The following is a 13258-nucleotide window of genomic DNA, read 5'->3' as shown; positions in this document are numbered from 1 at the left end:
CGCCATGTTTTCGGTCACGATCAGCGATGGCAATGGCGAAAGCCGCGAGGTCCTCATCGACGCCGGTCACGCGGTGATCGGAAAGGCAGCCACGTCTGCGGTGCGGCTGGGCGGCTGGCGCCTTGGGCGGGAGCATGCCCGCATCCGCCGCGGTGATCGCGGCCTCATTCTGGAAGACCTGGGGCATTTTTCGGGCACCTGGGTGAATGGCACCCGCATCGTCCGCCACGGCCCGCTGGAATTCGCCGACGAAATCGTCGTCGGCGCGTATCGACTGCGGGTGCGGGATCTCGCCGGTGCCGCACAGGTCGAGCCCGTCCTCCCCCACTCTGCCGCAGAACGCGACGCCGCCCCGACCGAAGGACATGGCGCAACAGCATCTCCGCCGATGATGGCCCAGGCGTGCTGTGCCTCGCGCTTCGAGTGGCGCAAGCGCATCCACGAGCGGCTGCTGGAAACCATAGACCTGCGCCGCCGTGATCTCACGCACATGTCCGACGCAGAGTTGCGCGACGAAACCTCGCACCTGATCACCGACATCATAGAGTCCGAGCCCGCGCTCCCACCGGGGCTCGACCGTGCCGCCCTGCAGCAGGAGGTGCTCGACGAGGCGATCGGCCTGGGGCCCCTAGAGGCGCTGCTCGCGGACGACCGCATCACCGAGATCATGGTCAATCGGCATGACGAGATCTTCGTCGAGCGCGCCGGCCGCATCGAACCGCATCCGGTCGGCTTTACCAGCGAGCGTGCGGTGCTGGGGGTCATCGAGCGCATCGTTGCGCCCCTCGGGCGGCGCATCGACGATTCCTCGCCGATGGTCGACGCGCGCCTGAAGGATGGCTCGCGAGTCAACGCAGTCATCGCACCGCTCGCGCTGAAAGGCCCGACGCTGACCATCCGCAAATTCTCTCGGCGTCACCTGGACGTGTCCGACATGGTCGGCTTCGGCACCTTGTCCTCCGGCATGGCGGAGTTCCTGCGCATCTGCGTCGAGCAGCGCCGCAACATCGTCGTCGCCGGCGGCACCGGATCGGGCAAGACTACCTGCCTGAACGTGCTGTCGAATTTCATCCCGGCCGGCGAACGCATCATCACCATCGAGGACGCCGCCGAACTGAAGCTCAATCATGGCCATCTGGTCGCGCTGGAGTCGAGGCCGGCGAACCTCGAGGGGCGGGGTGCGGTGTCCATCCGCGATCTGGTGCGAAACGCGCTTCGCATGCGCCCCGATCGCATCATCGTCGGCGAATGCCGCGGTGGCGAAGCGCTCGACATGCTGCAGGCCATGAACACCGGGCATGAGGGCTCGTTGACCACCCTGCACGCGAACAGCCCACGCGACGCCCTCGCCCGGCTCGAGACGCTGGTGTTGATGGCCGGGATGGAGCTGCCGCTTGCAGCCATCCGCGAACAGATCGCGAGCGCGATCGACATCGTCGTGCAGCAGACGCGGTTCCCGTGTGGCACGCGCCGGATCACGAGCATCTCGGAGGTGACCGGCATGGAAGCAGGTCGTATCCAGCTTCAGGAGTTGTTCCGCTTCGAGCGCGGCGGTTTTGCCAGTGAAGGGGCAACGGGCCAGTTCGTCGCCTGCGACGCCATCCCGGGCTTTTACGACGAGCTCCGGCGCAGCGGCGTGGTCGTGGACCTGGGTCTCTTCGCGAGGGCCGCAACATGACGAAGGCGATGCTCGTCGGGCTGCTGGCAATCGGCCTGTCCGCAAGCCTGCTCGCGTGGATGGCGATCGAGCTGGGAAGCCGCGCTCTTGCGCACTATCGCGAGCGCTTCACCGCGCAGGCCGGCTTCAGCCTGCGCGAGCTGTTTCTCTTCATCGACCCGCGTCACCTCTTCGTGGCGAACCTGGTGGCCGGGGTGCTGATCGGCGCCGGTTTGTGGCTGCTCAGTGGCGTGCCGGCCTGGGGTGCAGCAGGTGCGATCGGCGCAGCGGTCGCGCCGCGAGCGGTGTTCGCTCTGCTCAAGCGGCAGCGCCTCGCCCGCCTTCAGGAGCAGTTGCCCGACGTCCTGCTGATGATCGCCGGGGGTTTGCGCGCAGGGCTGTCGCTCATGCTGGTCGTGCAGCAGGTCGTGCGCGAATCCCGCCCGCCGGTGTCGCAGGAGTTCGAGCTGCTGCTGCGCGAACAGCGACTCGGCGTCGCCGTCGACGCTGCGCTCGAAAATCTCGCGCGCCGCGTGCCCTTGCAGTCGGTGACCCTGGTGGTTTCCGCGATGCGCATCGCCAGCGAGACCGGCGGCAGCCTCGCAGAGGCGCTCGATCGCGCCGCGATGACGATCCGCAGCCAGCTTGCGATGGAGGCGAAGATCCGCGCGCTGACTGCGCAGGGAAAACTGCAGGCCGTCGTCGTCGGCTTTCTCCCGATCGGCTTGTTGCTGGTCCTTGGACGCATGGAGCCGCAGGCGATGGGCCTGATGTGGAGCACGCCGCTCGGCTGGGCGACGCTGGGCACGATTGCCTTGCTCGAGCTGTTCGGCGTGCTGTTGATCAGGCGTGTGGTCGCGATCGACGTTTGAGGAGGACCGACCATGGCCATCGACCCTCGATATCTCCCCGCCCTGATCGCCGGCCTCGCCGGTGCCGCGGCCGCGCTCCTCACCTGGGTAGGAATGCGCGCGATCGTGGCGGTTCCACGTGAGGACCGTACCTGGCGCGATCGCCCGCCCGCCTTCATCCGCTGGCTGTGGTGGCCGACACTGGTGCTGGCGCACTGGGCGGGCGGTGCGCTGCCCATTGGCTTGCGCCAACGCCTTCTTGCCCGGATGCGTGTTGCCGGACTCGACTACGCCGTCTCGCCGGCGCAACTCATCGCGCATCGCGTCGTGGTCGCGGCCGTGTCCGGCGGATTCGGGGGCTTGCTCGCCCATGCCTGGCAAAGTCCGCAGCCGCGGCTCTTCGTGGCGGCAGGAGCGGTCGCGGGCTGGCTCTTCGCACGCGCGTGGTTTGTCGACCGTGTGACCGCCCGCCGGCGGCACCTGCTGAAGACGCTGCCCTTCTTCCTCGATCTGATCACGGTCTGTGTCGAGGCCGGGCTCAATCTTACCGGCGCGTTGCAGCAGGCCGCAGCCAAGGGGCCGGCCGGACCGCTGCGGGACGAACTCCAGCGCGTGCTGCGCGATGTGAGGGCGGGCAAATCCCGCGCCGATGCCCTGCGGACCTTCGGCGACCGCCTCAACGAACCGCCAATCACACACCTCGTCACGGCCATCATCCAGGCCGAAAACCTCGGCATGAACCTCGGACCCCTCCTGCGGGCACAAGCCGAGCAGCGGCGCGTCGAGCGCTTCGCCCGCGCGGAGAAGGCGGCGATGGAGGCGCCGGTAAAGATGCTGTTCCCGCTCATCGCCTTCATCTTCCCCTGCACCTTCCTCGTCATCGGCTTCCCGATCGCGGTGCAGTTCATGCGCATGGGCTTGTGAAGATGCTCCGTGCGAAAATCATCCACATCCGCACCCAGCGCGGGCCTCTCAGAATTCGCATCGCGGCTGACTTCATGGCGCGCGCATGCGGACTGCTCTTCTCCGCGCCGCTGCCGCCGGCGGAAGCGTTGCTCATCCTGCCGTGCTGCCGCATCCACACCTTCGGCATGCGCGATGCAATCGACGCGGTCTTTATCGACCGCGGCGCAAACATCGTCGGTGTCATAGAGCGGCTGCAGCCCTGGAGAATCGCCGCTGTTCCCGCCGCATGCGCCGTCCTCGAGATGGCCGCTGGCGGTGCGGCGGAAGCAGGCTTGTACCGCGGCACCCGCCTGGCCGGACTGGAGAGCGTCCTCCTATGAGACCGTTGCTCGCGCAGCGATCCGGTCGTGCAGTCCATGACGGCGCCACGCTGGTCGAGTTCGTCGTCATCGCGCCAACCCTGATGATGCTCGCCCTGGCGATGATGCAGACCGGTCTCGTCTTTCACGCCAAGAACATCCTGAACTACGCGACTTTCGAGGCTGCCCGCGCCGGGGCATTGCAGAACGCCCTGCCGTCCAACCTTCATGCCGCTTTCGCGCGGGCCATGGTTCCCTACTACGGCGGAGGACGCACCACCGTCGAGCTCGCGCGCTCGCATGGGCGCGCCCTCGCAGACCTGGCGGGGGCGCTGCGCATCGAGATCCTGTCGCCGACGCGGGAGAGCTTCGACGATTTCCACAGCCCACGCGCAGCCGAGGCCCTGCGCGTCGGCGCGCGGGTCATTCCCAGCACCCATCTCGACCGGCTCACCTGCCCCGCCGACCGCCCCTCCTGCGCGAGTGACCCCGCATCGAATCGCTCCGGGCAGACACTCCAGGACGCCAACCTGCTGAAGATCCGGGTGACCTACGGAATTCCCCGTGCGAAGCAGATTCCCCTCGCCGGCCGCTTCTTCAACTGGGCGGTCGCCACGTTGTACCCGGATCATCCCGACCCGTTTCGCCGTGCCCTTCTCGCTGCGGGCCGCATTCCGCTGGTCTCCCATGTGACGGTGCGCATGCAGTCCGATGCGATCGAGAACGGCGCCCTGCTGTCGCTGCCGGGGCCAGGGAATGCCGGCGTTCCGGTGGACGCCGGCGCGGGCGCAGATGCCCAAGGCCGGGCGCTCCCTTCCTGCCCGTGGAGCGACCCACTGTGCACGCCTTCCAGTGCTCACGAGAGCGCAGCGGGCAACGGCACCGGAATGGACGAGGAAGTGCCGCACGCGCTGGACGACGAGGAGCCTCTGCAATGTTCACGCCCGTGAGCAGGCCTAGGGCCATGCCGCGCGCCGCGGCGCGACCGCGCTCCGCCAGCCGTGGCAGTCCTGGCAGCCCTGGCAGCGCAAGGTCAATGTCCGGCCTGCTCGGCCGGCTCGCGCTGCTATTGCTTGGCATCGCCGTCATGCCAGCGTTCGGCGTTGGCGAGACCTCGACCGCCAGCGGGCAAGCTTCATTCATTGCCGGGGTGGAGAATCCTGCTGTCGGGGGGACGATGTGCCTGCCCGCTCCGAGCGGGGCAACCTGTGGCGGCGGCGGGCCTGCCAGCCAGTCGGACGTCGGCAACGGCGGCGTCGATGTTGGCGCCGGCAATCCGATCAACATCACCAACGGCAACAAGTATCAGCGCGAAGTGGACCTCGCTGCCCTGCCCGGCGTCCTCGGGCTGGAGATCGTGCGTCACTACAACAGCGCCTCGAGCACGGTCCGCAGCCGCGAGGGCCTGCTCGGACGTGGCTGGCGCCTGAGCTACGAGACGACCCTGCGTGCGGATCGGGATGCAATCCGCATTGTCCAGGCCGATGGCAACCGGACGACTTTTACCTGCAAGGGCGGCGCGCCCGCGACCTGCCTCGCGGCCGACCCTGCCAGGGGCCTCGTGGAGCGCCGCCAATCAGCGCGTGGCGAGACGTACCGCTGGCGCTGGACTCACGGCGAAGGGGCTGGACGCATCCTGGATTTCGACGGCAAGGGCCGCCTGACCCGGATCCTCGCCCCGACCGGCGAGTTCGTGAGCCTGCTGTACGACACCCGCGGCAGCCTGCGCAGGGTCATCGATCCCCAGGGGCGCGCGCTCGACCTGCACTATCACGAGCGCACTGCAGGGGAGGCCGCGACTCCTCTGCCGATGGTGGCGCGCATCGCTTCGCCGGTCGGTAGCTTCCGCTACCGCTACGGTGTCGATGCGCCAGCCGCCAGTCCTGCCGACGAAGACGCTGTGACGCGCCGGGCGCGGCGAAGCCTGCTCGTGGCCGTGATTGGGCCGGGGCCGGACGAGTCTTCCGCGGTGCGCCTCTACCACCACGAGGATCTCCGGCATCCGACGCTGCTGACGGGCATCAGTCTGGACGCACCCGAGGTCGGTGGCCAGCGCGTGACGACACGGCTGTCGACCTATGCGTACGACGAGGACGGGCGGGCCGTTCTCTCGGCGACGGGTCCGATCCGCACGGGTACCGCGAGTCCGCGTGGTTCCGGTCGCGGCATCCGTCTGACCTTCCAGTCCGCCCCTCGGCCCGGCGCGGCCGGGACGGTTCAGCTGACCGACGACAATGGGGCGACGACGACCTATCGCATCGGGCTGGTCGGCGGCGGCTATCGCCTGCTCGAATCCCGTGGTGCCGGCTGCAGCGGCTGCCCGCTTGCCAATCGGCGGTATGGCTACGACGCGCTCGGACGGCTCATGCAAACCACCATGCTCGATGCCGCGAGCGGCCAGCCGCGACAGACCTTGACCTTCATGCGCGACGCGCTGGGCCGCATCCTGCAGGTGACCGCGCTGGATCACGGTGCCGGCTCACGCCGCGCGCCGCGTCTGGTGCAGCGCTACGAATACGCAGGCGACGATGGCCGGCCCGTGCTCATCGCACGACCAAGCGTGGTCGAGGGCCAGGAGCACCGCATCTCCCTCACGTACAACGCCCACGGCCAGTTGGTGCAGATGCACGAGGCCGGTTTCGAAACCGTTGACGAACAGGGAAGGACCGTTGCGGCAGGCCGACCGATCGAGCGCAGCACCGTGTTGCGTTACACCCGTGTCAACGGGCGCAGCCTGCTGGCGGAGATCGACGGCCCCTTGCCCAATGGCCCGGGGGCCTCGCCCGCAGACTCGGACATCACGCGACTTCAGTACGACGCCGGCGGCAACTGGCTCCAGTCGGTCACGCATCCCATGGCCCTCGTCGAGCATTTCGAGCGCGACGAGGTGGGCCGTGTGATCGCCCACACGCCGGTCGACGGCGTGCGCATCCGGTTCCTGCTCGACCACGGTGGTTTTCCTGTGCGCTGGCAGCGTGCGGATGCCGTCGTGCACATCGAGCGTGATGCACTGGGCAGGCCGATCCGCATCGAGTTGCCCGATGGCGAAATCCAGCATGTCGGCTACGAGGGCTCCAATGGCCTCGGCGCAATGGTGTCCAATCTCGGCGGTGGCGCGTGGTTGCCGCGCGAGCACCTGAGCCCTGGATCTTCCCGCGCCGGCCTTGTCCCACAAGACGCCGAGTCGACATCCGAAACGCCGGGTGCCACTCGCCACTGGCCAGGCTTGCAGCGCTGGCTCGACGATTTCGGACGCGTGCAGGCCATGCGCACCGATGCGACCGGGCGGGAGCACTACCGTCACGACGCCGCAGGCCGGATCATCGAGCGGCGCTTCGCCGATGGAAGGGTGTGGCGCTGGTCGCGCGATGCGGCCGGCCGCATCGTCGCGCACACGGTGCAGGGCACCGCGGAGGGCGACATCGTCACCACCACCTTGCACCATGCCGGCGCCCGGCTGGTAAGGATCGAACATCCGACGGAAATCGAAACCTTCACTCATGACGATGCGGGACGTATCCGCACGCACATTGTCGACCGTCCGCCGATGCGAGCCGGCAATCCCGGCCTGCACTATCGGGAAAGCTACGCCTTCGACGCTGCGGACCGCGTGATCCGGCATTTCCTACCCGAGGGCGGCGAGCTCAGGTACGAGTGGGGCAAGGGACGCCAGTTACGCGGGATTGCGTGGATGGACGGCGCGCTGCAGCTCACCCGCCTGCTCTCGCCCTTGCCAGTCCCCTCCACAGTCCCCTCCACGGCCCCTTCCACCGTCCAAGCTGCGGCGCGACTGGCCCGAAGTGAATCGCCTCGGCGTCAGCCCGATGATGCGATTGCACGCGGCGGTTACCGTCTCGGCAATGGCGTCGAGGTTCGCTTCGGCCTCGGTGCGGACGGCCGCCTGCGCGATCTCGCGCATCACCTGCCGCCGACACCACCCGCTGGGAGCTGGCCAGACTGGATCGCGTCTGCACACGCGGGTGAATCCATCCCCGGCCTTGCGCCCGCCGCAGACTTCGGTGCGGGCCATGGCGAACTGATCGATGGCTGGCGCTACAGCTATGACGCCGCCGGCAGGATCGCCCAGCGCTTCGACCGCCGTCGCGCCCTTCCCGTCGGCTTCGCCTACGACCGTGAGGCACGCCTGATCGCCGCGCAGGCGGGCAATGACGCGGCAGGTGCCGAATACCAAGCCTACGACGCGGCGGGCGAAGTCATAGGCCGGCGCCTGCACGGCGTGACCGACGATTTCCGACAGAAGATCGACCGGGACGCCGGCGGGCTGCCCGAGCGGGTGGGTGAGTTCCGTCTTCGCTACAGCCCCGACCGGCGACTGGTCGAAGTCCGTCGGGGGGCGGAAGACAGCGGGAACGGGAACGGAGACCACCTTGTTGCCCGCTATGAACATGACGCGCTTGGCCGCCGTATCCGCAAGACGGTGTTTGACCCCCGCGCGGTGCCGGCGACGAGATCGAGCAGCACGCTCTTCCTGTGGAATTCCTACCGCCTCGCCGGCGAAGCGCTGGATGAGGACGGCATGCCCCGGCTCAAGCGCCGTTACGTCTATGCGCACGGCGTCCCCGTCGCCCTCCTCGACTACCCCGCCGGCAGGCCCCTGGGGAGCAAGGTCACCGCCCTGACGGATGTCCTGCGCACCATACGCGAGTTCATCACCAGAACCACGCCGCAGGTGCGCTACATCCACGCCAACGAAATCGGCACGCCGGTTGCGTTGACCGACGAGCGCAGCCGCGTGATCTGGCGCGCCCGGCACTCCGTTTTTGGAGAAGCGCGCGTCCTGACTGCCGCGGACATCGACCCCGGCTTCAACCTCAACCTGCGCCTGCCCGGCCAGTATCACGACGCCGAAACCGGCTGGCACGACAACGTGCTGCGCACCTACGATCCCCGCCGCGGCGATTACCTGGAGCCCGATCCGCTCGGTCCGCACCCGCTGACGCAGCCCTACGCCTACGCGGCACGCGACCCGCTGCGCTTTGCCGACCCGCTGGGCCTCATCCTCTTCGCATTCGATGGGACAGGGAACGACGAATCCAGCCGGACGAACATCTACTGGCTGAAGGAGGCCTACCAGGACAACGACAGTGCGTCGATTGCCAACTCCGACCGCCCCTACTACGTCGAGGGAGTCGGAACGAAATGGTATCAACTGGGTGATCGCGCGCTGGCTTACACCCTGAAGTCGAAAGTGGAAGAACAACTGAACACCCTCGACGACTACGTCAAGGCAAAGTTCGATAGCGAGGTCAGGGAAAGGGGAACAACTCTCGCTCCCGAATCTCCGCTGCTGATCACGCTCGACGTGATCGGCTTCAGCCGCGGCGCCTCCGCCGCGCGTGATTTCGTCAATGAAGTCATCGCACGCAGGAACCAGTCCTACTACCGCGATCTGGTCGGGGGAGCCTGCGTCGGCCTGCAGATCCGCTTCCTCGGCCTGTTCGACACCGTGTTGAGCAAGCAGATCAACGGCGTGATTTCGCTCGGCATACCCGCGTCGGAGATCGGCCATGTCGCGCATGCAGTGGCCGCGAATGAACATCGGGCGCTGTTCCCGCTGGAATCCGCGGAATCGTCCTACGCGGGCCGTGGCCTCGGCGCCAACGTCGTGGAGCGCGGGTTCGTCGGGGCACATGCGGACATCGGCGGCGGCTACCTGGTCGAAGATGGTAGCGATCTGTCCGACGTCGCGCTGAACTGGATGTATCAACAAGCCCTCGCCGCGGGAGTTCGGATGAAGCCGCTGGAAGTAGCGCAGCGATCCATCTCCGATCCGGTGGTTCACGACGAGTCACGTGTCTCACCTTGGAACGTCCCGCCGTTGAACGGATTCGACGACGATCGCAAGGTCCACTACCCGGACGAGGTGCGCAAGGAACGGTCTTCGGACTTCGAAGGCATGAACCATGCTGAAGCCCTCGAGTACATCCTTCCCTACCAGGACGAGCCACCTCTTCCCAATCCTTATCAGGACGGCAACGTGCCGTCCGTGCAGCAGTCCAGCAAGCGCGCCGGGCTGGTGGATATCAGTCGTTACCGCGACTGGCTGGCCCGAACCTACGGTTTGAGTTTCGAATAGGAGCTCCGCAATGAATCGACGCCAATTCCTGAGCCTGTCCAGCACTTCATTACTGGTCGGCTGCACCCATGCAGAAAGCCTGCTAATTGCGGACGAGGAGTTCATCATCGGCGCCTGGAATGCCTGCGACCGGGAACTGGAGCAGGTCCGGGTAAAGGATGCGCGGAATCCGGAAAAATGGTGGTTCTCGCAATTGGGGCAGCCTCCCCGTCCCATCCGACCCGATACCAAATTCCCGCTGCGCCCCAGCTTCGGCGGTGATCGTCGAAGCGGCCGCATTCCCGATGCAGTGACGGTCCAGTGGAGAGAAATGCCGCCACCCGGGGCGAAGCCCTACACCGGGGAGTTGAAGGGGCCTTTCCTGATCACCGGCATCCGCAGCCGGATTCCCGCCGACATTCTGCGCATGGCGCGCGAGCCGCTTCACGCACTCTCGGTCGAGTTCTCCGCGGGGGTAGAGCCCATCAAATTCGACTGGATGCTGCGACGATTCAGCGAAGGGGGACGCGGAGGATCAAAGGAAATAGCCTTCGGCGGCGACTCGTTCAAATGAGATCGCCAGCCGCGTGGCTCAGCACACCTTGCACAGATGCTCCAGCAGGTGCCGAACGCGCAGCATCGATTCCTGCAGCACCATCTCGATGTCGCCGAAATGGATGCCCTGTTCGCTGCTGACCCGCCCCGCGGCGTAGTTGGCGACGACGTTGATGGCGGCGTAGGGGATTTCCAGCTCGCGCGCCAGCGCGGCCTCGGGCATGCCGGTCATGCCGACGACGTCGGCGCCGTCGCGCTCCAGGCGGTTGATTTCTGCTGCGGTTTCCAGGCGTGGCCCCTGGGTGGCCGCATACACGGCACCATCGTAGGCGCTGTCGCCCGCCGCGCGCGCGGCGGCGATCAGGCGCTGGCGCAGGGCCTCGTCATAGGGATGAGTGAAGTCGATGTGCCTGACCAGCCCCTCACCGCCCTCGAAGTAGGTGCTCTTGCGGCCCCAGGTGTAATCGATGATCTGGTGCGGCACGACGAGCGTGCCCGGCGGGAAATCCGGACGGATGCTGCCGACCGACGCGACCGACACGATGGCCGTGACCTTTGCTTCCTTCAACGCCCAGATGTTGGCTCGGTAGTTCACCAGATGGGGAGGGATCGTGTGCCCGTAACCATGACGCGCGAGGAAAACCACCGGCTGATCGCACATGGTGCCGTAGGTCAGGGCGCCGGAAGGCTCGCCGAAGGGCGTGCGTGCGACCTCGCGACGGTTCGTCTCCATGTTGGAAAGCTGAGTGAGTCCGCTGCCGCCGATGATCGCGAGCATGTGATGCGCTCCAATGAACGAGGGCGGGGAGTCTACCACGCTGTACCACGCTGCCCGCGCGGTGCTCTGGAGCACGCGCCAGCCAGTGCCCAAGAGGAGCGCCAGGTCTGCCGCCGCGAGGCAGCCACTCCCCTGCCCTGATTGCCCGCCGACAGCGGCCGAAAATTGATGCTGCGGCGCCACAGCGGCGTGTTAAAATCCACGCCCTTTCAAAGACTTCCCGCATCCATGTCCCGCGCCATCCGCAACATCGCCATCATCGCCCACGTTGACCACGGCAAGACCACGCTGGTTGACCAACTGCTGCGCCAGTCCGGCACCTTCCGTGAAAACCAGCAGGTGGCCGAACGGGTCATGGACTCCAACGACATCGAGAAGGAACGTGGCATCACGATCCTGTCGAAGAACTGCGCCATCCAGTACGGCGACACCCACATCAACATCGTCGACACCCCGGGCCACGCCGACTTCGGCGGCGAGGTCGAGCGCGTGCTGTCGATGGTCGACAGCGTGCTGCTGCTGGTCGATGCGGTCGAGGGCCCGATGCCGCAGACGCGCTTCGTCACCCGCAAGGCGCTCGCGCTGGGCCTCAAGCCCATCGTCGTCATCAACAAGATCGACCGTCCGGGTGCCCGTCCGGACTGGGTGATCAACCACACCTTCGATCTCTTCGACAAGCTCGGCGCCACCGACGAACAGCTCGACTTCCCGGTGATCTACGCGTCGGGCCTGAACGGCTTCGCGGTGGAAAACCTCGAGGATGAGCGCACCGACATGCGTCCGCTGTTCGAGGCCATCCTCAAGCACGTGCCTGCCCCCGAAGTCGACGTCGATGGCCCGCTGCAGCTTCAGGTGTGCTCGCTCGACTACTCGACGTACATGGGGCAGCTCGGCATCGGCCGCATCAAGCGCGGCCGCATCCGCCCGAACCAGGAACTGGTCGTGATGTATGGCGACGAGAACCGCGGCAAGGGCAAGGTCAGCCAGGTCCTTACCTTCGAGGGACTGGAGCGCAAACCGTCGGAATTCGCGGAAGCCGGCGACATCGTGCTGGTGGCCGGCATCCAGCAGGTGAACATCGGCGTCACGCTGTGCGACCCCGAGTGCCTCGAGGGCATGACGCCGATCGCGGTCGACGAGCCGACACTGACGATGAACTTCATGGTCAACACCTCGCCGCTGGCAGGCCGCGAAGGCAAGTTCGTCACCAGCCGCCAGATCCGCGAGCGCCTTGAAAAGGAACTGCTGAAGAACGTGGCGTTGCGCGTGAACTACACCGGCGACTCCGATGTGTTCGAGGTCTCGGGCCGCGGCGAACTGCACCTCACCATCCTGCTCGAGAACATGCGCCGCGAAGGCTTCGAGCTGGCAGTGGGCCGTCCGCGCGTGGTGTTCAAGGAGATCGACGGCGTGAAGTGCGAGCCGTACGAAATGCTCACCGTCGACGTCGAGGAAGACCACCAGGGCAGCGTGATGGAAGAGCTCGGCCGCCGCCGCGGCGAGCTGCAGGACATGCAGCCCGACGGCAAGGGCCGCGTACGTCTCGAATACCGCATCCCGGCGCGTGGCCTGATCGGATTCCAGGGCGAGTTCCTGACCATGACGCGTGGCACCGGCCTCGCCAGCCATGTGTTCGACGATTACAGCCCGATGGCCGGCTTGATGGCCGAGCGCCGCAACGGGGTCCTGATCTCGCAGAACGACGGTGACGCCGTGGCCTACGCGCTGTGGAACCTTCAGGACCGCGGCCGCATGTTCGTCAGCCCGGGGGATGCACTGTATGAAGGCATGATCATCGGCATCCATACGCGCGACAACGACCTCGTGGTGAACCCGATCAAGGGCAAGCAGCTCACCAACGTGCGTGCCTCCGGTACCGACGAAGCCGTGCGCCTTATCCCGCCGATTCAGCTCACGCTCGAGTCCGCCATCGAGTTCATCGCCGATGACGAGCTGGTCGAGATCACGCCGAAGAACATCCGCCTGCGCAAGCGCCACCTGAAGGAGACTGACCGCAAGCGCGCGGCGAAGGCCGACGCCGCTTGAGGCGATAGCACCGACTGAAGAGGCTCAAGG

At 66.7% G+C, this 13258-nt stretch carries 9 protein-coding genes; 8 read left to right on the top strand and 1 reads right to left on the bottom strand.

The window, feature by feature from the left end; all coding sequences use genetic code 11:
- Positions 1–4: 4 nt before the first annotated feature.
- From GH664_RS15255 to GH664_RS15225, 7 genes are all read left to right on the top strand, one after another.
- On the top strand, positions 5–1678 hold the full coding sequence (locus GH664_RS15255; RefSeq protein WP_153168941.1) for an ATPase, T2SS/T4P/T4SS family: 1674 nt from the start codon (positions 5–7) through the stop codon (positions 1676–1678).
- Positions 1675–2529, top strand: a complete 855-nt coding sequence (locus GH664_RS15250; protein WP_228111551.1) for a type II secretion system F family protein — start codon at positions 1675–1677, stop codon at positions 2527–2529. The genes GH664_RS15255 and GH664_RS15250 overlap by 4 nt, the downstream gene beginning before the upstream one ends.
- Positions 2530–2541: 12 nt before the next feature.
- Positions 2542–3432 (top strand): type II secretion system F family protein, encoded by an 891-nt coding sequence (locus GH664_RS15245; protein WP_153168940.1) that lies wholly within the window; start codon positions 2542–2544, stop codon positions 3430–3432.
- A 2-nt stretch (positions 3433–3434) separates the two neighbouring features.
- The gene (locus tag GH664_RS15240) at positions 3435–3794 is read left to right on the top strand and encodes a DUF192 domain-containing protein (protein ID WP_153168987.1); all 360 of its coding nucleotides are present in this window, start codon (positions 3435–3437) and stop codon (positions 3792–3794) included.
- Positions 3791–4723 carry a TadE family protein gene (locus GH664_RS15235; protein ID WP_153168939.1) on the top strand — a complete coding sequence of 311 codons (933 nt, stop codon included), beginning with the start codon at positions 3791–3793 and terminating at the stop codon, positions 4721–4723. The genes GH664_RS15240 and GH664_RS15235 overlap by 4 nt, the downstream gene beginning before the upstream one ends.
- A gap of 86 nt (positions 4724–4809) precedes the next feature.
- A complete protein-coding gene (locus tag GH664_RS15230; RefSeq protein ID WP_194270422.1) occupies positions 4810–9870 on the top strand; it encodes a DUF2235 domain-containing protein in 5061 nt (1686 codons plus the stop codon).
- A gap of 10 nt (positions 9871–9880) precedes the next feature.
- The gene (locus tag GH664_RS15225) at positions 9881–10423 is read left to right on the top strand and encodes a hypothetical protein (RefSeq protein ID WP_153168937.1); all 543 of its coding nucleotides are present in this window, start codon (positions 9881–9883) and stop codon (positions 10421–10423) included.
- 18 nt (positions 10424–10441) lie between these two features.
- Here GH664_RS15225 and GH664_RS15220 read toward each other — a convergent pair whose 3' ends face one another.
- Complete coding sequence (locus tag GH664_RS15220) at positions 10442–11182, bottom strand: S-methyl-5'-thioinosine phosphorylase (RefSeq protein WP_153168936.1); 741 nt, start codon at positions 11180–11182, stop codon at positions 10442–10444.
- Between the two features lie 228 nt (positions 11183–11410).
- On the opposite strand from GH664_RS15220, the gene typA reads away from it, so the two are divergent.
- Positions 11411–13228 (top strand): translational GTPase TypA, encoded by a 1818-nt coding sequence (typA, locus tag GH664_RS15215; protein WP_153168935.1) that lies wholly within the window; start codon positions 11411–11413, stop codon positions 13226–13228.
- Positions 13229–13258 lie beyond the last annotated feature (30 nt).

The organism is Thauera sp. 2A1 (assembly GCF_009469595.2).
Lineage (GTDB): Bacteria > Pseudomonadota > Gammaproteobacteria > Burkholderiales > Rhodocyclaceae > Thauera.
Note: the sequence above shows the minus strand (reverse complement) of the source record. Positions and strands in the feature narration are given on the sequence as shown.